This is a genomic window from Geodermatophilus sp. CPCC 206100 (assembly GCF_048569675.1).
Taxonomy (GTDB): Bacteria; Actinomycetota; Actinomycetes; order Mycobacteriales; family Geodermatophilaceae; genus Geodermatophilus.
In genome coordinates this window covers 29,271-50,081 of record NZ_JAQISV010000023.1, presented here as the reverse complement: position 1 = coordinate 50,081, position 20,811 = coordinate 29,271, and the positions used below count along the sequence as shown (strand labels likewise).

Below are 20,811 nucleotides of genomic sequence, written 5' to 3'. Positions count from 1 at the left end.
GGTCCGGGCTGGGGGCTCACGGCGGCGTCAGATGGTGATGAGGCCGGTCCACAGGCCGACCACGCCGGTGACGCCGGCAACCACGATCACGGCGCAGAGCACCATCTCGGTGGGACTGAACACCCGGCGGCTCCGCTCGCTGCGCGCCTTGACGTACAGCACGGTGGCCGGGGCGAGGATCACCGTCGCCAGCAGCAGGAACTCCAGGCCCGCCGCCTCGAAGAGGAACAGCGTGTACGCGGTGGCGACCCCCGCGACGACCGCCTCCTTGCGGCGGGTCCTGGCGTCCACGCCCTCGTAGGCCTCGCCCGTGAGGCCGAGCTTGAGCGCGTACGCGGCGGCGAGGAAGTAGGGGATCAGCGCGAGGCAGGTGGAGAGATCGAGCATGAAGTTCAGCGCGTCGGTGAGGACGAGCGTCGCGGCGAGGAGTCCCTGGACCGCCAGCGAGGTGACGACGAGAGCCGTGATCGGCGTCTGCTTCTCGTTCTCCCTGCCGAGGAAGGCGGGGAAGTCCTCGTTGCGGGCCGGGATGTACATCACCTCGGCGGCCATCAGCGTCCAGGCGAGGTACGCGCCGAGGACGGACACGATGACGGCGATGCTGATGAACCAGCGGCCCCAGTCACCGACGACGGACTCGAACACGCCGATCATCGAGGGCTGGCGGGTCGCGGCGAGCTCCGGCTGGGTCTGCACCGCGTAGCTGGACAGGGTCACCAGGGCGAAGATCGACAGCACGCTCAGGAACCCCAGGACCGTGGCCTTCCCCACGTCCTCGCGCCGCTTGGCGTAGCGGGAGTAGACGCTCGCGCCCTCGATGCCGATGAAGACGAACGTCGTGATGATCATGGTGTTGCGGATCTGCTCGTCGAGCGAGCCGAGGTCGCCGTAGCCGGTGGCGATCCAGTTGTCGGCGAAGACGCCGGCGTCGAACGCGATGAACAGCACGACGATGAAGACGAGGATCGGCAGGATCTTGAAGACCGTCACGATCCGGTTGATCACGGCGGCGTCGCGGACCCCCCGGGCGATCAGGTAGTGGAAGAACCAGACGCCGGCCGTGCCGAGCGCCACCGCGAGGACGGTGTCGCCGTCGCCGAAGCCGGAGAAGAACCCGCCGAGGGTCGCGGTGATGAACACCCAGTAGAAGGCGTTGCCGGAGACCGCGCTCGCCCAGAAGCCGATCGCGGAGTTGAACCCGACGTAGTCACCGAAGCCGGCCTTGGCGTAGATGAAGACCCCGGAGTCCAGCTCCGGCTTGCGGATGGCGAGGTTCTGGAAGACGAAGGCGAGCATCAGCATGCCCGTGCCCGCGATCGCCCAGGCGATCAGCGAGCCGAGGATGCCGGTCGCCACCCCGAAGCGCGCCGGCAGCGAGAACACGCCCGCCCCGACCATGCTGCCGACCACCATCGCGGTCAGGGTGGGCAGGGTCATCTTCCCCGGCGTCGCGACCGGGGTGTCGGCAACCGTCTCGGCGACCCGGGTGGGAGGGATCGTGTCGACCATCGTCAGGTCACTCCTGTCCTGCTGACTGGCCGAGCGCGACCGGCTCGACCTCCTCGATCTTGAAACCGGTGATGCCGTACAACACGCTCAGCGCGGGGCTCACGTAGCAGAAGACGGCCCACGGCAGGTAGAGGAGGGTGGAGACGCCGAGGGTGGCGCCCATGAACGCCCCGCACGAGTTCCAGGGCACCAGCGGGGAGGTGACGGTGCCGCTGTCAGCGGTCAACCGGGACAGGTTGGTCGGCGCCAGGCCGCGGCGCGCGAACTCGAGCCGGAAGATGCGCGCGGGCAGGACCAGGGCGATGTACTGGTCGCCGGCGACGATGTTCAGGCCGAAGGCGCAGGCGAACACGGTGAGGAACAGCCGGCCGGTGCTCTTCGCGGCGGCGATCATCGGGTCGATCAGCCGCGAGATGAGCCCGAACTTCTCGAGCAGCACGCCGAACGTCACCGCTCCGAAGATCAGCCACAGCGTGAACAGCATGCTCGACATGCCGCCGCGGGAGACGAGCCGGTCGACGTCGGCGAGGCCGGTGTCGGCGGAGAACCCGGTCGCCATCGCCTGCCAGGTCGCCTTGATGGACTCGACCACCACGTTGCCCTGCCCGGCGAGGAAGTCGGCGACGACCTGGGACTGGGTGAACGCCGCCAGCACGCCCGCGAACACCGCGGACGCGAGCAGGGCCAGCGACGCGGGCGCCTTGCGCACCGACAGCACGACCAGGAGCGCCAGGGGCAGCAGGTTGACCGGGTTGATCCAGTACAGCTGGTCCAGATCCGCCAGCTCCGTGCTGGTCGGGACCCCGTCCTGCACGTCCGGGCTGCTGACCCAGCCCAGGACCAGGAACACGACCAGTGCGACCGCGAACGCCGGGACGGAGGTCCAGACCTGGCGCTTGATGTGCTCGCGCGGCTCGACCCCCACCATCTGGGCGGTCAGGATGGTGGTCTCCGACAGCGGCGAGGTCTTGTCCCCGAGGTAGGCCCCCGAGATCACCGCGCCCGCCGTGATCGCCACCGAGAGGTCGAGCAGGCTCGCGATGCCGACCAGGCCGACGCCGATCGTCCCGGCGGTGGTCCAGGAGCTGCCGATGCTCAGCGCGACGATCCCGCAGATGATCGCGGCGGCCGCGTAGAACCACGACGGGGCGAGGACCTGGATCCCGTAGTAGACGAGCGTCGGGATGGTGCCGGAGAGGTTCCAGGTGCCGATCAGCGCGCCGACGGACAGCAGGATGAACAGCGCGCTCGTCACCGAGGCGATCGCCTCCTGCTCGGCGTGCCCGATCTGCTCCCAGCTGTGGCCGTTCCCGCGCACGATCAGCGCCGCGATCGCCGCGCAGCCCACCAGGGCCACCTGGATCGGCCCGTCCAACGCGTCGAGACCGAACAGCAGCAGGGAGCCCGCGATCAGGACCGCCAGCACGACCAGCGGCAGGACGGCATCGACCAGCGATGGTCGTCGCACCGTGGGTGCCCCGCGATCTGGCATGGCGTGCCTCTCGCCGATGAGGCCCGGCGCCCGTTCCCGAGATCAGTGACGGGACCTCACGTGTGCGGATCGGCTCAGAAGTCGACCGGGTCCCGGCTGATCGGGCAGGTCATGCAGTGCCCGCCGCCCCGGCCGCGGCCCAGCTCCGCGCCGACGATCGTGATCACCTCCACGCCCGCCCTGCGCAGGACCGTGTTCGTGTGGGTGTTGCGGTCGTAGGCGAAGACGACTCCGGGGGCCACGGCGACGACGTTGTTGCCGCTGTCCCACTGCTGGCGCTCGTTGGCGTAGGCGTCGCCGCCCGTCTCCAGGACCCGCAGCTCGGACAGGCCGAGCGCGTCGGCGACGACCTCGGGGAAGGACCCCTTCTCCTCGGTCACCTCGACCGGCTCCCTGTCGCCGGGCCGCAGGCTGAAGGTGTGGATCGAGTCGACGATGTCGCGGTAGGCCGTCGCGATGTCGCGGTCGGCGAACGTGAACACCGTGTCCAGGTGCATCGCCGCCCGCAGCTTGGGCATGCCGGCGACGATCACGCGGGTGGCGGCGCCGTGCGCGAACAGCGCGGCGGCGAACTGGGTGATGGCCTGCCGGGAGGTGCGCTCGCTCATGCCGACGGCGACCGCGCCGTTGCCGATCGGCATGACGTCACCGCCCTCCATCGTGGCCAGGCCCCACTCCTGCTCCGGATCGCCCCACCACACCGTCGAGCCGACGAAGTCCGGGTGGAACGCGTAGATCGCCTTGTAGAGCAGCGTCTCGTCGTGCCGGGCGGGCCAGTACAGCGGGTTGAGGGTGACCCCGCCGTAGACCCAGCAGGTGGTGTCGCGGGTGTAGAGGGTGTTGGGCAGCGGTGGCATGAGGTACTCCCGCACGCCGGTCGACTCCCGGGCCAGCGCGACGTAGCCCGGCCGGAAGTCCTCGGGCAGGTCCGACGTCGCGAGCCCGCCGATGAGGAACTCGGCCAGTCGCCGGTCGTCCAGCGACTCGAGGAAGGCGCGGGTCGGGTCGACGAGCCCGAGGCCGACCTCGTTGGCGGTGACCTTGCGGTCCAGCAGCCACGCCTTGGCGTCGGGGATGGCCATCGTCTCGGTGAGCAGGTCGTGCAGTTCGAGGACCTCGACCCCGCGGTCGCGCATCTCGTTGACGAAGTCGACGTGGTCGCGGCGGGCGTTGTCCACCCACAGCACGTCGTCGAACAGCAGGTCGTCGCAGTTGCGGGGGGTCAGCCGGGAGTGCGCCAGGCCGGGGGCGCAGACCAGCACCTTGCGCAGCACGCCCACCTCGGAGTGGACGCCGTGGGCCGCGACCGGCGCGCCTGCGCCCGCCCCGGAGATCCTGGTGTCGGTCATCGTCCGCTTCTCCCCGCTCGACAGAGGACCGGTGGGCACCGCACCCAGGCAGCACGCGGCGCCCCGCGGAGGAGCGCTCCTCCGCAGTCGCAGGATGCTGCCGTCCCCGGCCGGCCGGCCTCGTCCGGTGGGGATGAGACGTGCCGGGGAGCTCCGTTCTCGGACACCCCACGCGCCGGCGCGCGGGCCCGGTCCAGGGCGGCCGGGACGGTCGCGCGTGGTCCCGGCCGGTGCGCACCGGCCGGCTCGAGCGACCTCCGGTCGTGACGTCCCCCCTCCTGGGACGGCAGGAGGTCCCTGCCCCGGTCTCCCGGGGCGCACAGCTCCCACCCCGCGCAGGGGAGGCAGCGAGGGCGGGCGGCCCCGAGGATGCCGCGGCAGACGCATCCCAGGACAGGAGCCCCGATGTCCACTCCCAGCGTGTGGCGCTCCGACACACCGGTCGGGCCGACCCCACGGCAGACCGCGCTGCACTGCGCGGACTGCCTCGGGTCGCCGGCATGACCGTCTCGCGCGAGGCCGGGTTGGCCCCGGGACCGCCGGAGGCGCCGCGGCCGAGCACCGCACGCTCCGGGACGACCGGCCGCCCGGCGCGGCGGTGGCCGGCGCTGTCACTGCCGGGCAGCTGGGGTGCGGTGCTGCTGGTGTGCGCGTCGCTCACCCCCTCGCTCCTGCCGCGCAGCGGCGTCGCCCAGGGCGTGGTCAGCGGGATCAGCGCCGCCATGGGCTACGGGCTCGGGGTCCTCGCCGCTGCCGTGTGGCGGGCCCTGGCCGACCGCGGACCCCGCCCGCCGCGGCGCTGGGCCTGGCGGGCGTTCCTGGCCGGCGCGGTGCTCCTGACCGCGGTGGCCTTCCTCCTGGGCCGGCGGTGGCAGGGCGCGCTGCGCGAGCTGATGGGGATGCCGGCCGAGCCGCTGGGACCGGTGCTGGCCGCCCCGGTGGTCGCCGTGCTGGTGTTCGCGGCGATCCTCGCGGTGGCGCGCGCGGCCCGCGCCGCCGGGCGCGGCGTCGCCCGGCTGCTGGGCCGGTGGATCGGCCCGTCCGCCGCCCGCGCCCTCGGTGCGCTGACCGTCGCCGCGCTCGCCGTCCTGGTGGTCAGCGGATGGGCCCTGGACGGCGTGCTCGCCGCCGCGGACCGGACGTTCGCCCTGCAGGACCAGGACACCGCCGAGGGCGTCGAACGGCCGTCGAGCACGCTGCGCTCCGGCGGGCCGGGATCGCTGATCGGCTGGGACACCCTGGGCCGGGAGGGCCGGACGTTCGTGGCCGGCGGCCCGGCAGCCGCCGAGATCGGCGCCTTCAGCGGGACGACGGCCGCCGAGCCGATCCGGATCTACTCCGGGGTGGCGACAGCGGAGGACGTCGAGACCCGCGCGCAGGCCGCGGTCGACGACCTGCAGCGGGCCGGCGGCTTCGACCGCGCCCGGCTGCTGGTCGCCACCACCACCGGCCGCGGCTGGCTGGACGCCGGATCGCTGACCGCGTTCGAGTACCTCGCCGGCGGCGACTCGGCCGTCGTCGCGATGCAGTACTCCTACGTCCCGTCGGGGCTCTCCTACCTCGTCGACCAGTCCCGGGCGCGGGCCGCCGGACGGGAGCTGTTCGACGCGGTCTACGAGCGGTGGACCGTGCTGCCGCCGGACGACCGCCCCGAGCTGTACGTGTTCGGCGAGAGCCTCGGCTCCTTCGGCGCGGAGGCGGCGTTCAGCGGGGAGTACGACCTGCGCAACCGGGTCACCGGGGCGCTGTTCGTCGGCCCGCCGAACTTCAACGCCCTGCACACCGAGTTCCGCGACGGCCGCGACCCCGGCAGCCGGGAGGTGGAGCCGGTGTACCGGGGCGGACGCACGGTGCGGTTCAGCACCGAGGTCAGCGCGGGCGCGCCACCGGCCGACCAGCCGTGGACGGGCAGCCGGGTGCTGATCCTGCAGCACCCGTCCGACCCGGTCACCTGGTGGAGCCCCTCGCTGCTGCTCGAGCGGCCCGACTGGCTGGCCGAGGAGCCCGGGCGCGACGTCCTGCCCGAGATGACGTGGATCCCGCTGGTCACCTTCTGGCAGGTCACTCTCGACATGCCCTTCTCCACCGACGTCCCCGAGGGACACGGGCACCGCTACACCCGTGAGTCGGTGGACGCGTGGGCGCTGCTGCTGCGCCCGCCGGACTGGACCGCCGAGAAGGCCGACCAGCTGCGGGCGCTGCTCCGGCGATGACGTCGGTGACCGCGCCGACCCCCGCGACCGGCGCCGGGTCGGTGGGCGCCCGACGACGGGGCGCTGCTGCGGGCGCACGAGCCGGTGCTGCGCTTCACCGAGGGCGAGCTGTTCCTGCCCACGTCGGTGGAGCGCTACGTCGAGCGCTGCAGCCTCTGGGCCGGCGGGCCGCGGCGCAGCCCCGCCCCGCTGGTCGCCGCGGACCGGCTGACGATCGACCGGCTCGGCGAGCTCGGCGAGCGGTTCCGCGACCGCCCGCTGTACCTGCGGTTCGTCCAGCAGCCGCTGCAGCGGGCCGAGGTGCGGGCGTGGCGGCGGGAGACCCGGCCCCGGCTGAGGGGCACGGCGCGGCTGGCCGCCGTCGGCGTGCTGGCCCGGCTCGTGGACCTGGCGCTGCGGCTGTCCCTGCTGGTCCGCGGTCGGGTGCCGCGGGGGCTGGTGGCCGCCGCCGAGCGGCGGGCGGCCGTGGACGGGTCGCCGGCCGGGTGCCCCTACTACGGGCGGGTCGTCCGGGACGGCGGCTACACCGTCTGCCAGTACTGGTTCTTCTACCCGTTCAACGACTGGCGCTCGACCTTCCACGGGGTCAACGACCACGAGGCCGACTGGGAGCTCGTCGCCGTCTACCTGGCCGGGACCGGCGACTCCCCGTCCCCGGCCTGGGTCGCGGCCTCGTCGCACGACCACGACGGGGCCGTGCTGCGGCGGCGGTGGGACGACCCCGGGCTGCACCGCGAGGGCGACCACCCCGTGGTCTTCCCCGGAGCCGGCTCGCACTCGGGCGCGTTCGTCCCCGGGGACTACGTGGTCTCCGTCGAGGTGCCGGCGCTCCGGCGGGCCGGAGCGGCGCTGCGACGCCGGCGGGCGGGCCGGCCGCCCGGGTTCGCGCTCCCGTTCGTGGACTACGCCCGCGGGGACGGGCCCGCCGTCGGCCCCGGGCAGGCCCGCGCCTGGCGACCGGAGCGCATCGACGACGCCACGCCGTGGGTGGTCGGGTTCCGCGGCCTGTGGGGGCTGGACACCCGCGACGCGTTCGGCGGCGAGCGGGCGCCGGCCGACCCGCGGTACGAGCGCAGCGGTGAGGTCCGCCGCTCCTGGGCCGACCCGCTCGGCTGGGCCGGGCTGGCCACGGTGGCGCCGACGGCGGGGGAGGAGCACGCGGCCCTGCGCGCCCGCCTCGGGGAGCTGACCGATCGCCTCCGGGTGCTCGACGCGGCGACCGCCGATGAGCGGGCGGCGCTGCGGGGCTGCGTGCGCAGGCCCGCTCCCTCGGCACGAGCGCCGACACGCACGGGCTGCAGCAGGAGCGCCTCGCCGAGCTCGGCACCCGGCAGGCCGGGTTGACCGCGATGACCGCCGAGCGGACCCGGCTGCGCGAGGAACGCGCCGTCCACGCGGCGGTGCTGTCCCGCCCGCCGGACCCCGGCCCGCCGGACGCGCACCTGCAGTCGGTCTCCCGCCCCGGCACGGTCGAGCCGCACACCGCCTTCCTGCGGCTGTGGGCAGCGCTCAGCACGCCGGTGCTCGTCCTGGGGATCGGCGTGCTGCTGGCCCGCCCGACCCCGCTCACGCTCTCGGGGTTCGCCACGTTCCTCGCGGTGTTCGCCGGCGTGGAGGCGGTGGCGCGGCGCAGGACGGGGCTGCTGGTCACGGTGCTGGCAGCGGCCGCGGGAGGGGCGGTGGTCGCGGCGAGCCTGGTCCTCGCGCTGCTGCGCAACTGGCAGGTCGCGCTGGCCGGGCTGCTGGCCGTCGCCGGACTCGCGTTGATCGTGCTGAACCTGCACGAGCTGTTCGCCCGCCCGCGGCGAGGACGGCGCGACGGGCCGGAGGCCACCGGGGACCCCGGCCGATGACCGCGGTGCTCGCCGAGGTCACGCCCTACGCCCTGGCGATCGCCCTCTCGCCGTTCGGGGTGATCGTGGCGATCCTCCTGCTGTTCACGCCCCGCCCGCGGGCGACGGCCGGCGCGTTCGCGGCCGGCTGGGCCGCCGGCATCGCCGTCGGGACCGGCGTCTTCGTGGCCCTCACCTCGGTCGTCGAGCTCGCGGACGAGCCCCCGGCCTGGGCCTCGTGGGCCCGGGTCGGGCTCGGCGTGGTCCTGCTGGTCGTCGGGGTGCGGATGTGGCTGCGGCGGGGGCAGGCGCCCGAGCCCGCCTGGCTGCGCTCGCTGGGAGGCATCCCCCGCTCCGCGCGCTGCGGCTGGGCCTGCTGCTGTCGGCGAACCCGAAGACGCTGCTGCTGGCGGTGGCCGGCGAGCTGGCCATCGGCGCGGCCGAACTGTCCCTCGGCGGCAGCGTGGTCGCGGTCGTGGTGTTCACCGCGGTGGCCGTCCTCTCGGTCGTCCTGCCCCTCCTGCTGCACGTGCACCTGGGGGCACGGGTCCTCTCGGCCCTGGGCCGGGCCGAGGACTGGCTGGCCGCGCACTCCGCCGCCGTCGTCGTCGCCGGAGCGCTCGTCGTCATCGGGGCCCTCCTGGCCGGGAAGGGCCTCGCCGGACTGTGACCCCGCGCGGCCGTCAGGGACGCGGGACGTTGCGCAGGTTGGCGCGCGCGAGGTCGACCATCTTCCCGACGCCCCCGCCGAGGACCGTCTTCGACGCCGACAGCGCGAAGCCGCGGATCTGCTCGCCGGTGATCGCCGGGGGGATGGACAGCGCGTTCGGGTCGGTCACGAACTCCATGAGCACGGGCCCGGGGTCGGCCAGCCCCTCCGCCAGCGTGCCGCGGACGTCGCGGGGGTCCTCCACCCGCAGCGCCCGGATGCCCACGCCCCGGGCGATCGCGGCGAAGTCCGTCGGCTCGTGGTCGGTCTCGAAGTCGGGCATCCCGTCGACCAGCATCTCCAGCTTGACCATGCCGAGCGAGGCGTTGTTGAACAGCACGATCTTCACCGGCAACCGGTGCAGCCGGACGGTGATCAGCTCGCCGAGCAGCATCGCCAGCCCGCCGTCGCCGCTCATGCTGACCACCTGCCGGCCGCGGTCGGCGAACTGGGCGCCCACGGCGTGCGGCAGGGCGTTGGCCATCGACCCGTGCCGGAACGACCCGATCACCCGGCGCCGGCCGTTGGGCGTCAGGTAGCGGGCCGCCCACACGTTGCACATCCCGGTGTCGACGGTGAAGACGGCGTCGTCGGCGGCCAGCTCGTCCAGCTGCGCGGCCACGTACTCGGGGTGGATCGGCCGCATCCGCTCCACTCGCGACGCGTAGGCGCCGACCACCTGCTCCAGCGCCTCGGCGTGCTCGTGCAGCATCGAGTCCAGGAACCGCCGGTCGGTCTTCTGGTCGACCAGCGGCAGCAGCGCGCGGATGGTCTCGCCGACGTCCCCGTGGACGGCCACCTCCAGCGGCGTGCGCCGTCCCAGGTGTGCGGCGTCCGCGTCGACCTGCGCCGTCCGCCGCTGGGGGAGGAAGTTCGGGTACGGGAAGTCGGTGCCCAGCAGCACCAGGAGGTCGGCCTCGTGGGTGGCCTTGTGCGCGGCTCCGTAGCCGAGCAGGCCGCTCATCCCGACGTCGAAGGGGTTGTCGTACTGGATGACCTCCTTGCCGCCCAGGGCGTGTCCCACGGGGGCGAGCACCCTCCCGGCCAGCTGCACGACCTCGTCGTGCGCCCCGGCGCACCCGGCTCCGCAGAACAGCGTCACCGTGCGGGCGGCGTTGACCGCGTCGGCGAGCGCCTGCACCTGCCCGGCTCCCGGCCGCACCGGCGAGGGCTCGGACACCATCGCGGTGGGCACCGTCGGCCCGCCGGACTCCTCGGCCGCCAGGTCGCCCGGCAGCACGACCACGGACACGCCCCTGGTGCCGACGGCGGTCTGGATCGCCACCCGCAGGGCGTGCGGCATCTGCTTCGGGGTGACGACCTCGCACCAGGACGAGCAGTCCTGGAACGTGCGCTCGGGGTGGGTCTCCTGGAAGAAGGCCATCCCGATCTCCTGGGACTGGATCTGCGAGGCGATCGCCAGCACCGGCGCCCCGCTGCGGTGGGCGTCGTAGAGCCCCTGGAGGAGGTGGGTGTTGCCCGGGCCGCACGAGCCCGCGCAGACCGCCAGGCGCCCGGTCACCTGCGCCTCCGCGGCGGCGGCGAACGCGCCGCCCTCCTCGTTGCTGACGTGCACCCACTCGATGTCGTCGGTGTGCCGGACGGCGTCGACGACGGGGTTGAGGCTGTCGCCGACGACGCCGTAGATGCGACGGACGCCGGCGTCGCGCAGCATCTGCACCAGCTGGCGGGCGACGGTGGGGTGGGCCATGCGCAGCTCCTCGTCTCCGTCCGGCGGGGGGCCGGCCGCCCGGTCCGCTCTACCCCCGGCCCCGGTCCGGAACCTCCGGGGCTCTCCTGAGACCGACCTGCGACGCGGCGTGCCGACATGCCGGGACGGGCCCTTCGCCCCTGCTGACCCCACCGGCGGCCGGGCCACGGTGGCTCCCGTCCCGGGAGCGCTTTCCGGATCGACGCCGCTGGTGCGGGGGGCGCGCGTCTCGCCTGGTCCGCGGCCCCCCTCGCCCGTCCGGATCCGAGGAGCACAGCAGCGATGACCGTCGTCGCAGAGCGAGCCGGCCGGGCCATCCGGCCCTTCCGCGTGGACGTGCCGGAGGAGGCGCTGACCGAGATGCGCCGGCGCATCCGGGCGACCGTCTGGCCCGAACGGGAGACGGTTCCGGACACGTCGCAGGGCGTTCCGCTCGCGACGATGCAGGAACTGGCCCGCCACTGGGGCACGGACTACGACTGGCGCCGGTGCGAGGCGAGGCTCAACGCCCTCCCGCAGTTCACGACCGAGATCGACGGGCTGGACATCCACTTCCTGCACGTGCGGTCCCCGCACGACGATGCGCTGCCCATCGTCATCAACCACGGGTGGCCGGGGTCGGTCCTCGAGCAACTCAAGGTCATCGATCCCCTGGTGAACCCCACGGCGCACGGCGGGAGCGCGGCCGATGCCTTCCACGTGGTGATCCCGTCGATGCCGGGCTACGGGTTCTCCGGCAAGCCGACGGGAACCGGCTGGGGGCCGGAGCGCATGGGCCGGGCCTGGGCGGAGCTGATGACCGGCCTCGGCTATCCCCGGTACGTCGCCCAGGGCGGGGACTGGGGCGCGTTCGTCGTCGACCAGATGGGGCTGCAGGCGCCTCCGGGCCTGCTCGGCATCCACACGAACATGCCGGCCGTGGTCCCCGCCGAGGTCGACCGGGCCCTGCGGGCCGGCGACCCGCCGCCGTCCGGTCTCTCCGCCGAGGAACGCCGCGCGTGCGAGCAGCTGGTCAGGACCTACGGGCAGGTGCAGTACGCCACGTACATGGCCGCGCGCCCCCAGACCCTGTACGGCATCGCGGACTCGCCCGTCGGGCTGGCCGCCTGGCTCTTGGACCACAACGACGCCGACGGCCAGCCGGCCGCGGCGGTCCTCGCCGCGCTGGACCGGACCACGAGCGACACCGGCGAGCTGACCCGGGACGAGGTCCTCGACAACGCCACGCTGTACTGGCTGACGCGCACCGGGGTCTCCGCGTCCCGCCTGTACTGGGAGTACCGGGGTGGCTTCTTCGACGCCAAGGGCGTCACCATCCCGGTCGCCGTGAGCGTCTTCCCCGGCGAGCAGTACCAGGCTCCGCGCAGCTGGACCGAGCAGGCCTATCCCGGGCTGGTCCACTACAACCAGCTCCCACGCGGCGGGCACTTCGCCGCGTGGGAGGAGCCGCGACTCCTCTCCGACGAGATCCGCGCGGGGTTCGCGTTCCTGCGCACGCCGCCGCTCCCGGCACCGCGTGGCTGACCACACACCAGGAGGCCGAGATGGACGACCTGATGCTCGACGGCAACGCGGTGGCCGGTCTGCTCCAGGACGTCTTCGCGGTCGAGACGACCACCGCGATCGCGACCTGCCGGGGCTGCGGCGCGCCCACGCCGATGGGGGCGACCCACGTGTTCCGGGGTGCCGGGTTCGTCCTCCGCTGCCCGCACTGCGAGGCCGCGCTGGTGACCCTCGTCCAGGGCAACGGGCAGGTGTGGATCGGCTTCCCCGGGATCCGGACGCTCCAGCTGGCGGTGACCGGGCCCTGACCCGCTCGCCGGACCGATCCCCCCGGGGGTCGGGCACGGGCACCGACGATCGAGAGGAGCCGCGATGTCGTCCGACGTCGTGCGCCGCGAGGCCGCCCGCCTCACCGTGGGCGACCTGGTGCGGCCGGCGGTCACGAGCGTCGAACGCGACGCTCACCTGGCGGCGGCCACCTACCTGTTCAAGAAGGCCGGCGACAGCGCGCTGGTGGTGATCGACGACCCCGTCGACCGGGTGCCCCTCACGGTGATCACCGACCGCGAGGTCGCCCAGGCGGTGGCCGACGGCCGGGATCCCAACGAGGTCCGGATCAGCGACCTCGTCCGCCGCGAGCCGGTCACCCTCTCCCCGGAGACCGGGGTGGCGGCGGCGGCCGAGCTGATGCTCGCGTCCGGCGTCATGTACGTGCCGGTCGTCGACGGGCAGCGGCTGCTGGGCATCGTCGACATCGGCGACGTCTGCCGGGGACTGCTCACGACACGAGGCGACCGAGAGGGCTGACCGGCCGCCCAGCACGTATCCTCGGCTCGGGCCGCCGAGTGGGCGGACCGCTCCGCCGCGCCGATGGAGCGGCCGGCGGGCCGGGAATGGTGCACCCGCGCGCGCGTTGACATCAGCGAGGTCGCGACCACGGGACCGGAGCGGGATCGTCCGACGGCGACGCTCCGCGCCACGGTCCCGGCCCACCCACCGGTGGCTCCCCGTCGCCGGCCGGAGCCTGCCGGCGCCGGTCCTCGGCGACCAGCGGGGGAGCCGGGGGTCGGGAGCACTCGGCCGGGACCATCGGCCGCCCGTTCCGCGGGACGGTGGGGATGCTGCTGCGGCACGGTGCCCGGCAGCTCGGAGGAGGAGTCTGTGGCTCGACCAGGCCAGCGCCACACGAGCGCTCGCCGTTCCGCTCCGCGGAGCCAGCGACGCGTGCGCCATCGCGGCGACGTCGTCGCGGTGCTCGCCCGAACCGTCCGCGAGGTCGAGGCGGCCGCCCAGCGCGGCCGCGTGACGCCTGCCGTACGCACCACGTTCCAGGCGGTCGCCCTGCTGCTGCGGGAGGAGCGGGCCCGCATCCGGGCGGCGGCCGGCAGCGACAGCCAGCGCGCCGAGCAGCTCAAGCGCCTGGACGGCGTCGCGACCATCCTCGCGACGACCGCCGTCCGGGACGCCGGGCTGCTGGCGCTGCTCGCCGAGGACGCCGTCGTCTCCGACGCGGCCCGGTCGCTCTCGCGGGAGATCCTCCGGGAGGTCGGCATCGAGCCGGCCGCCGAGGAGGTCCCCGCGGTGGAACCCGTCGCCGCCCCCGCGCCTCCCGAGCGCCGCGTGGTGCCCCAGTCGGTGATCTCCCGGCAGCTGGCCAACCCCTTCCTGGCACCGGACTTCTCGGCCGCTCCGCAGCGCGCCCCGCGTCCGCGCCGCCTGGCCGGCTGGGAGCTGCTGGGCCCGCTGCTCAGCTCCTTCGAGCGCGCCGGGAGCGGCGAACCGGCGTGCATGCCCCTCCCGGCCCCGTCGTCGCGGCTCACGCCGAAGGGCCTGGAGCTCATGCCGCACCAGGCGCAGCTGGTCGCCGCGGCCGCGGAGGGCCACCGGACGTTCCTGCTCGCCGACGAGCCGGGTCTGGGCAAGACGGCGCAGGCGCTGCTCGCCGCGGAGGCGGCGAACGCCTATCCGCTGCTGGTGGTCGTGCCGAACGTGGTCAAGACCAACTGGGCGCGCGAGGCGGGCCTCTGGACGCCGCACCGCGCGGCGACCGTGGTGCAGGGCAACGGGGACACGGTGGACGGCTTCGCCAACATCGTCGTCGTCAACTACGAGGTGCTCGACCGGCACGTGGGCTGGCTCGGGGACTTCGGCTTCCGCGGGATGGTCGTCGACGAGGCGCACTTCATCAAGAACAAGACCTCCCAGCGCTCCCAGCACGTCCTCGAGCTCTCCGACCGCATCCGGTCCCGGCCCGCGCGTCCCCTGCTCATGGCCCTCACCGGCACCCCGCTGATCAACGACATCGAGGACTTCCGCGCCATCTGGCAGTTCCTCGGGTGGATCGACGAGGACAAGCCGCGCACCGAGCTGATGGACGCGCTGGAGGAGGCCGGCCTGACGCCCGCCGACCCCGGCTTCTACGCCGCCGCCCGCCGGTGCGTGATCGACCTCGGCATCGTCCGCCGGCGCAAGGTCGACGTGGCCGCGGACATCCCCGCCCGCCGCATCGCCGACCTGCCCGTCGAGCTGGACGGGGCGGCCGGCCGGTCGATCCGCGCGGCCGAGCAGGACCTCGCCCGCCGGCTGGTGGCCCGCTACGAGTCCGCGCTGGCGGCCCGGGAGTCCGCAACCGTCGTCGAGGGCATCGACGCCGAGCTGGTACGCCGGGTGGCCCGCTGGGAGCTCAAGGACGCGAACGAGGCCAAGTCGGGCGACAACGTCTTCACCATGATGCGGCGCATCGGCCAGGCCAAGGCCGGGCTGGCTGCCGACTACGCGGCGCAGCTCGCCCGGAGCGCCGGCAAGGTCGTCTTCTTCGCCAAGCACGTGGACGTGATGGACGCCGCCGAGCAGACCTTCGCCCGGCAGGGGGTTCGCTTCTCGTCGATCCGCGGCGACCAGACGCCGACGGCGCGGCAGAAGAACATCGACGCCTTCGTCGAGGACCCGGCCGTCGCCGTCGCGGTCTGCTCCCTCACCGCCGCCGGCGTGGGCCTGAACCTGCAGGTCGCCTCCAACATCGTGCTGGCCGAGCTCTCGTGGACCGACGCGGAGCAGACCCAGGCGATCGACCGCAGCCACCGCATCGGCCAGACCGAGCCGGTCACCGCGTGGCGGATCATCGCCGCGCAGACCATCGACGCCCGGATCGCCGACCTGATCGACAGCAAGGCGGGGCTCGCCGCCCGGGCGCTCGACGGGTCGGACGCGGAGGTCTCCTCGTCCGCCGACATGCAGCTCGAGGCGCTCGTCGGGTTGCTCACCGACGCGCTGTCGACGTCCCCCGCACTCGGTGCCGGCTCGTCGGCCGGCCACTGACCGCGCGGGCGGCCGGCCGCCGGGAGGCGCGGCGGTCCCGGGTCAGGCCTCGGGTGCGGCGGTGAGGCGCTCGAACTCCGCCTGGACGATGCCGTAGCAGGGGCAGGCGGTCCGCTGGAGCGCGTCGGCGTCGAGGACGGTGATCTGGCCGCGGGTGTAGCGGATCATGCCCGCCTGCTGGAGCACCCCCGCGGTCAGCGAGACGGTGCCCCGGTGGACGCCGAGCATCTGCGCCAGGAACTCCTGGGTGAGCGGGAACTCGTCGGCGCCCACGCGGTCGCGGGTCTGCAGCAGCCAGCGGGCGCAGCGCTCCTCGGTGGCGTGCAGCCGGTTGCAGGCGACGTTCTGGGCCAGCAGCACCATCGTCGCCTGCGTGTAGCGGTGCAGCACGTGGTGCAAGGCGCCGTCGAGCGCGAGGAAGCGCTGCAGGCCGGCGGCGGACAGCCGCAACGCGCGACCCGGGACCTGGCAGAAGGCGTCGTTGGGGCCCGCGACCGTGCCCAGGAAGACCGGCAGCCCCGACATCCCCTCGTGGCCGATGGTGGCGACCTCGACCATGGACTCGCCCTCGACGGCGGCCATGAGGGACAGGACGCAGTCCAGTGGGAAGTGGAGGTGCTCGATCGGCTTGTCGCGGGTCAGCACCTGGTCGTGGACCTCCAGGTCCACCGGTTCCAGCTCCGGCAACAGGCGCTCGAGTTCGGATTCCGGCAGGCCGCTCAGGAGCAGGTTGCGACGGGCCTCCGGAGTGGAGGGTGGTGGAGGTGGGGACATGGGCACCTGCCTCACGGGTCCTGCCTGCTCGGGATCGGGCGCGCCGTACCCGGGGTCAGCAGCTCATGCGGGGACGCCGCGACCCAGCCGGAGCCGGGCCCACGGCGGCACGGGGACGGTGAGCAGGTTCGCGGCGCCGGGCGCCATCGTGTAGGCCACGAGCGCCGGGGCGATGTGCGACAGGGGCAGGGCGTGCTCCACGCACCCGGTGGCCAGCGCGGCGCTCGGCATGCCGGGTGCCTCCGCCTCGTCCGGGTCCTGGACCAGCACCCGACCGCCGGCGAGCCGCACCGCGCGCACCCCGGCGGCCCCGTCGTCGAGGCGTCCGGTGAGGACGACGCAGAGCACGCGCGGCCCGAAGGCGGCGGCCGCAGAGGTCAGCACGCCGTCGGCGGTGCGGGTGGCCGGTGCGGGCCGGATCGTGATGGTGCCGGTCGAGCCCAGCTGGGCGGACGCTCCCGGGGGGAGCACGGTGACGCCCGGGCGGAGGGGGCCGTCGGTGGCCGGACGCACGGGCAGCGCGGCGCGGGCCCGGAGGATCCCGGTCAGCAGATCGAGGCTGTCCGGCCGCCGGTGCTGCACGACGACGATCGGTGTGGGGAAGGCCGTGGGCAGCGGCGAGATCACCGTCTGCAGGGCCCTGACCCCGCCGGCGGAGGAGGCCAGCACGACGACGTCGAACCCCTCGCGCGGGTCCGGTGCGGGGATCTCCACCCGGCGGAGACTACTCCTGTGTCAGGTACCCGACACAGCAGCGCAGCGGCGTGTGCGGGCATTCGCCGATGTCCCGTGCGGATCGCCGTGCCGGCACAGCACGCCGGTCGGGCGGCGTGTCGGCGGCCGTTCCGTCGGCCTACCCTCGGGGCGTCGCACGGATGGCACGTCCCGTGCGGGACCAGGCTCCGACGCTCACCCGTCGGGAGGACGGAGCAGCGATGGCGCAGGACGCGGACGGGGAGCTGCCCCTCCTCGCCGCCTTCCGCCAGGTCGGGCTGACCGCGCGCCAGGTGTGGCTGAGCTACCTGGCGATCGGCGGCAACGCCGACGAGGTGTCGGTCGACGCGCAGGTCCACGGGCTCCTCGACCTCGCCCCCGGCGAGTACAACGTCCTGGCGCACGCGCTCAACGAGGAGCTGGCCGAGCTCCCCGACGGTGGCCGGGCGGGCAGGGTCGCCCACCGGCAGGTGGCCGCCGGGGACCCCCGCGGGAGCGGGCGGTGACCTGCCGGCCCCGGGGCGGGATCCGACCGGGTCCCGCGAACGCCTGACCGCACCGGGTGGTGGGCGCGGCGCTACCGTTTCTGCACGCCTCGCCGGTGCCCCGGCTGGAGCCGACCCGGGCGGGAGGAGGACCGTGGCCATGACGCGACGAGACCTGGTGGTGGTCGGTGCGTCGGCCGGGGGGGTCGAGGCGCTGCGGCAGATGCTGCGCGGGATCCCGCTGGACTTCCCGGCCGCCGTCCTGGTGGTGCTGCACATGCCGAGCAGCGCCCGCAGCGCGCTCCCGGCGATCCTGGACCGGGTCTGCGACCTCCCGGTGCGCCCCGCGGTCGACGGCGAGCGACTGGAGCCCGGCACGGTGCTGGTGGCGGTGCCCGACCGGCACCTGATCGTCAGCGACGGGCACGTCCTGCTCTCGCGGGGGCCGCGGGAGAACGGCCACCGACCGGCCGTCGACGTCCTCTTCCGCTCGGCGGCCCGTGCGGCCGGCCGGCGGGTGATCGCGGTGGTGCTCTCCGGTGCCCTGGACGACGGGACGGCGGGCATGATCGCCGTGCGGGCGCGCGGCGGTGTCGGCATGGCGCAGGAGACCGACGACGCGCTGTACGACAGCATGCCGCGGCACGCCGTCGAGCTGGGCGGTGCCGAGCACGTCGTCCCCGCGGAGAAGCTGGGGGCTGCGCTCGCCGAACTCCTCGCCGAGGACATCGAGGACGTCGCCGAGCCCGCGCCCAGCGACCTGATGGACACGGAGACGGCGATGGCCAACCTGGACCGTGACGCGATGGACGCCGACGACCGCCCGGGCATGCCGTCGGGCTTCGGCTGCCCCACCTGCCATGGGGCGCTGTTCTCGATCAGCGAGGGCGGGATGGAGCGGTTCCGCTGCCGGGTCGGCCACGCGTGGTCCCCCGAGGCGCTCGCGGCCGAGCAGGCGCAGGCGCTGGAGAGCGCGTTGTGGATGGCGCTGCGCGGCCTGGAGGAGCGGGCCACCCTCAGCCTGCGGATGGGGGAGCGGGCGGAGCAGCGCGGGCACCGCATCAGTGCCAGCGCCTTCCGTCAGCGGCACGACGAGGCGCTGGAGGCGGCCGCGCTGCTGCGCAGACTCCTCCAGCAGGGCGAGCTCAACGGGGAGGGGCTCCCCGACGACACGGTGGGTGCCTGACCAGTGCGCGCGCAGGACGCCGACGCCCCCGAGGACGAGCGGGCCACGCCGGACCGCGAGGAGCCCGGTGCCGTGCTCGCGGACGAGGACGTCCTCGAGGACCCGGCCGGTGCGGACGCCGAGGACCCGGGCGATGCCGACGGCGAGGACCCGGCGGTCGCCGACGGTCCGGACCCGGCCTTCGAGTCCCTCCTGGTGTTCCTCCGGGAGCGACGCGCGTTCGACTTCACCGGGTACAAGCGCCCCAGCGTGATGCGGCGGGTTCGCCGCCGGATGGCGGAGGTGGGGATCGAGTCCACGGCGGAGTACCAGGACTTCCTGGAGGTCCACCCCGAGGAGTTCACCCCGCTGTTCAACACCGTGCTCATCAACGTGACGAGCTTCTTCCGGGACCGGTCGTCGTGGGAGCACCTGCGGGACCGGCGGCTGCCCCAGGTCATCGCCGCGGCCGGGCCGACGATCCGGGTGTGGAGTGCCGGCTCGGCCTCGGGTCAGGAGGCCTACAGCCTGGCCATCCTGCTCGCCGAGGCGCTGGGCGCCGAGCAGTTCCGGCAGCGGGTGAAGATCTACGCCACCGACGTCGACGAGGAGGCGCTCGCCCAGGCCCGCCAGGCGGTGTTCACCGAGCGGGAGATGGCCGGTCTGACCTCGTCGCAGGTCGAGGAGTACTTCCAGCCCGAGGGCTCCCGGTTCGCGTTCCGCAAGGACCTCCGGCGGTCGGTGATCTTCGGCCGCAACGACCTGGTGCAGGACGCCCCGATCTCGCACGTCGACCTGCTGCTGTGCCGCAACACCCTCATGTACTTCAACGCCGAGACCCAGAGCCGGATCCTGGGCCGGCTGCACTTCGCGCTCAACCCCGAGGGGCTGCTGTTCCTGGGCAAGGCGGAGATGCTGCTGTCGCACACGCAGCTGTTCGCCCCGGTGGACCTGAGCCGGCGGTTCTTCCGCAAGCGGGACGGACAGCCGGCCGTCGATCGCCGGCCCGTCGCCGCGGCGGTCCGCGAGGGCCTCGGCGTCGGCGAGGGACAGCTCTCGAGGCTCCGGCGCGAGGCGATGCTCGCGGCGCCGACGGCGCAGCTGGCCCTCGACGCCGACGGGCGGCTGGCGATGGTCAACCGCCAGGCCGAGCGGGTCCTGGGCGTCGACGGCCGCGACGTCGGGCGGCCCATCCAGGACCTGGAGATCTCCTACCGGCCGGTGGAGCTCCGCACCGCGCTCACCGAGGCCCGCGCCAACCGGTCGGTGGTGCAGGTCCGGGCTGTCGAGCGCCGGCGCCCCGGCCAGGAGCCCGACGTGTTCGACGTCCAGGTCGTCCCGCTGTATCGCGAGGACGGCGGGTTCCTCGGGAGCACCGTCACCTTCGAGGACGTGACCCAGTACAGCCAGCTGCGCCAGGAACTGGAGTACGCCAACCGGCAGCTGGAGACCGCCTACGAGGAGCTCCAGTCCGCCAACGAGGAACTGGAGACGACCAACGAGGAGCTCCAGTCGACCGTCGAGGAGCTGGAGACGACGAACGAGGAGCTCCAGTCCACGAACGAGGAGCTGGAGACGATGAACGAGGAGCTCCAGTCGATGAACGACGAGCTCCACTCCACGAACGAGGAGCTGCGCACCACCACCGACGAGGTCGGCGCGCTCAACCGCTTCATGGCGGGAGTGCTCAGCAGCTTCCGCGCCGGTGTCGTCGTCGTCGACCCGGAGCTGCGCGTCCTCGCGTGGAACGACGCCGCGGAGGACCTCTGGGGGATCCGGGAGGACGAGGCCCGCGGGCAGCACCTGCTCGCCCTCGACATCGGCCTCCCCGTCGGAGAGCTGCAGCCGCTGCTGCGGCGGCAGGTCCTCGACGCCGGCGAGCCGCACGAGACCGTCGAGCTGCAGGCGGTGAACCGGCGCGGGCGTCGGGTGCACGTCCGGGTCACGGTCAGTGCCTTCCAGCACGCGCCGGGCCAGAGTGGCGGCGCGGTGGTGCTCATGGACCCGACCGACGGCTGACCACCCCTGGCCGGCGTC

The 20,811-nt window shown here is 74.1% G+C and carries 16 protein-coding genes and 1 pseudogene; 11 read left to right on the top strand and 6 right to left on the bottom strand.

Translation table 11 applies throughout. The features are described from left to right. Positions 1-27 precede the first annotated feature (27 nt). The 3 genes from PGN05_RS13105 to PGN05_RS13095 all read right to left on the bottom strand — a co-directional run bounded on the left by PGN05_RS13105 (position 28) and on the right by PGN05_RS13095 (position 4,350). Positions 28-1,509, bottom strand: a complete 1,482-nt coding sequence (locus PGN05_RS13105) for a basic amino acid/polyamine antiporter (protein WP_419752992.1) — start codon at positions 1,507-1,509, stop codon at positions 28-30. A gap of 7 nt (positions 1,510-1,516) precedes the next feature. Beyond that, on the bottom strand, positions 1,517-2,977 hold the full coding sequence (gene nhaC / locus PGN05_RS13100) for a Na+/H+ antiporter NhaC (RefSeq protein ID WP_419752991.1): 1,461 nt from the start codon (positions 2,975-2,977) through the stop codon (positions 1,517-1,519). A gap of 98 nt (positions 2,978-3,075) precedes the next feature. Then, entirely contained in the window at positions 3,076-4,350 is a 1,275-nt protein-coding gene (locus PGN05_RS13095; RefSeq protein WP_419752990.1) for an arginine deiminase, read from the bottom strand. Between the two features lie 500 nt (positions 4,351-4,850). Here PGN05_RS13095 and PGN05_RS13090 point away from each other — a divergent pair, with 500 nt between their 5' ends. The 4 genes and pseudogenes from PGN05_RS13090 (at position 4,851) to PGN05_RS13075 (ending at position 9,065) form a co-directional block, all read left to right on the top strand. Further along, a complete protein-coding gene (locus PGN05_RS13090) occupies positions 4,851-6,563 on the top strand; it encodes an alpha/beta hydrolase (protein ID WP_419752989.1) in 1,713 nt (570 codons plus the stop codon). 84 nt (positions 6,564-6,647) lie between these two features. Beyond that, positions 6,648-7,907 carry a hypothetical protein gene (locus PGN05_RS13085; RefSeq protein ID WP_419752988.1) on the top strand — a complete coding sequence of 420 codons (1,260 nt, stop codon included), beginning with the start codon at positions 6,648-6,650 and terminating at the stop codon, positions 7,905-7,907. A gap of 5 nt (positions 7,908-7,912) precedes the next feature. Beyond that, positions 7,913-8,416 carry a hypothetical protein gene (locus PGN05_RS13080; RefSeq protein ID WP_419752987.1) on the top strand — a complete coding sequence of 168 codons (504 nt, stop codon included), beginning with the start codon at positions 7,913-7,915 and terminating at the stop codon, positions 8,414-8,416. Beyond that, a pseudogene (locus PGN05_RS13075) lies at positions 8,413-9,065 on the top strand (GAP family protein). The gene PGN05_RS13080 and the pseudogene PGN05_RS13075 overlap by 4 nt, the downstream one beginning before the upstream one ends. 13 nt (positions 9,066-9,078) lie before the next feature. On the opposite strand, the gene PGN05_RS13070 reads toward PGN05_RS13075, so the two are convergent. Beyond that, positions 9,079-10,815, bottom strand: coding sequence for a pyruvate dehydrogenase (locus PGN05_RS13070; protein ID WP_419752986.1), 1,737 nt, complete (start codon positions 10,813-10,815; stop codon positions 9,079-9,081). Between the two features lie 282 nt (positions 10,816-11,097). On the opposite strand from PGN05_RS13070, the gene PGN05_RS13065 reads away from it, so the two are divergent. The 4 genes from PGN05_RS13065 (at position 11,098) to PGN05_RS13050 (ending at position 15,636) form a co-directional block, all read left to right on the top strand. Further along, entirely contained in the window at positions 11,098-12,339 is a 1,242-nt protein-coding gene (locus PGN05_RS13065) for an epoxide hydrolase family protein (RefSeq protein WP_419752985.1), read from the top strand. Positions 12,340-12,359: 20 nt separating this feature from the next. Next, positions 12,360-12,626, top strand: a complete 267-nt coding sequence (locus PGN05_RS13060; protein WP_419752984.1) for a DUF6510 family protein — start codon at positions 12,360-12,362, stop codon at positions 12,624-12,626. A 64-nt stretch (positions 12,627-12,690) separates the two neighbouring features. Then, the gene (locus tag PGN05_RS13055; RefSeq protein WP_419752983.1) at positions 12,691-13,125 is read left to right on the top strand and encodes a cyclic nucleotide-binding/CBS domain-containing protein; all 435 of its coding nucleotides are present in this window, start codon (positions 12,691-12,693) and stop codon (positions 13,123-13,125) included. A 417-nt stretch (positions 13,126-13,542) separates the two neighbouring features. Further along, entirely contained in the window at positions 13,543-15,636 is a 2,094-nt protein-coding gene (locus PGN05_RS13050) for a DEAD/DEAH box helicase (RefSeq protein ID WP_419752982.1), read from the top strand. 42 nt (positions 15,637-15,678) lie between these two features. On the opposite strand, the gene PGN05_RS13045 is transcribed toward PGN05_RS13050, so the two are convergent. Beyond that, positions 15,679-16,305 carry a Crp/Fnr family transcriptional regulator gene (locus PGN05_RS13045; protein WP_419752981.1) on the bottom strand — a complete coding sequence of 209 codons (627 nt, stop codon included), beginning with the start codon at positions 16,303-16,305 and terminating at the stop codon, positions 15,679-15,681. A gap of 168 nt (positions 16,306-16,473) precedes the next feature. Continuing rightward, positions 16,474-17,124 carry a chemotaxis protein CheB gene (locus tag PGN05_RS13040; protein ID WP_419752980.1) on the bottom strand — a complete coding sequence of 217 codons (651 nt, stop codon included), beginning with the start codon at positions 17,122-17,124 and terminating at the stop codon, positions 16,474-16,476. Positions 17,125-17,345: 221 nt separating this feature from the next. Here PGN05_RS13040 and PGN05_RS13035 point away from each other — a divergent pair, with 221 nt between their 5' ends. From PGN05_RS13035 to PGN05_RS13025, 3 genes are all read left to right on the top strand, one after another. Beyond that, a complete protein-coding gene (locus PGN05_RS13035) occupies positions 17,346-17,630 on the top strand; it encodes a hypothetical protein (protein ID WP_419752979.1) in 285 nt (94 codons plus the stop codon). Between the two features lie 139 nt (positions 17,631-17,769). Beyond that, on the top strand, positions 17,770-18,795 hold the full coding sequence (locus tag PGN05_RS13030) for a chemotaxis protein CheB (RefSeq protein ID WP_419752978.1): 1,026 nt from the start codon (positions 17,770-17,772) through the stop codon (positions 18,793-18,795). A gap of 3 nt (positions 18,796-18,798) precedes the next feature. Next, positions 18,799-20,793, top strand: coding sequence for a CheR family methyltransferase (locus PGN05_RS13025; RefSeq protein WP_419752977.1), 1,995 nt, complete (start codon positions 18,799-18,801; stop codon positions 20,791-20,793). The last annotated feature ends 18 nt before the right edge of the window (positions 20,794-20,811 follow it).

Excerpts from the sequence above, each read along its gene's own strand:
- PGN05_RS13090 (WP_419752989.1), top strand. The coding sequence starts at position 4,851 with ATGACCGTCTCGCGCGAGGCCGGGTTGGCCCCGGGACCGCCGGAGGCG.
- PGN05_RS13055 (WP_419752983.1), top strand. The coding sequence starts at position 12,691 with ATGTCGTCCGACGTCGTGCGCCGCGAGGCCGCCCGCCTCACCGTGGGC.
- PGN05_RS13065 (WP_419752985.1), top strand. The coding sequence starts at position 11,098 with ATGACCGTCGTCGCAGAGCGAGCCGGCCGGGCCATCCGGCCCTTCCGC.
- PGN05_RS13080 (WP_419752987.1), top strand. The coding sequence starts at position 7,913 with ATGACCGCCGAGCGGACCCGGCTGCGCGAGGAACGCGCCGTCCACGCG.
- PGN05_RS13095 (WP_419752990.1), bottom strand. The coding sequence starts at position 4,350 with ATGACCGACACCAGGATCTCCGGGGCGGGCGCAGGCGCGCCGGTCGCG.
- PGN05_RS13060 (WP_419752984.1), top strand. The coding sequence starts at position 12,360 with ATGGACGACCTGATGCTCGACGGCAACGCGGTGGCCGGTCTGCTCCAG.
- PGN05_RS13070 (WP_419752986.1), bottom strand. The coding sequence starts at position 10,815 with ATGGCCCACCCCACCGTCGCCCGCCAGCTGGTGCAGATGCTGCGCGAC.
- PGN05_RS13035 (WP_419752979.1), top strand. The coding sequence starts at position 17,346 with ATGGCGCAGGACGCGGACGGGGAGCTGCCCCTCCTCGCCGCCTTCCGC.
- PGN05_RS13105 (WP_419752992.1), bottom strand. The coding sequence starts at position 1,509 with ATGGTCGACACGATCCCTCCCACCCGGGTCGCCGAGACGGTTGCCGAC.
- PGN05_RS13030 (WP_419752978.1), top strand. The coding sequence starts at position 17,770 with ATGACGCGACGAGACCTGGTGGTGGTCGGTGCGTCGGCCGGGGGGGTC.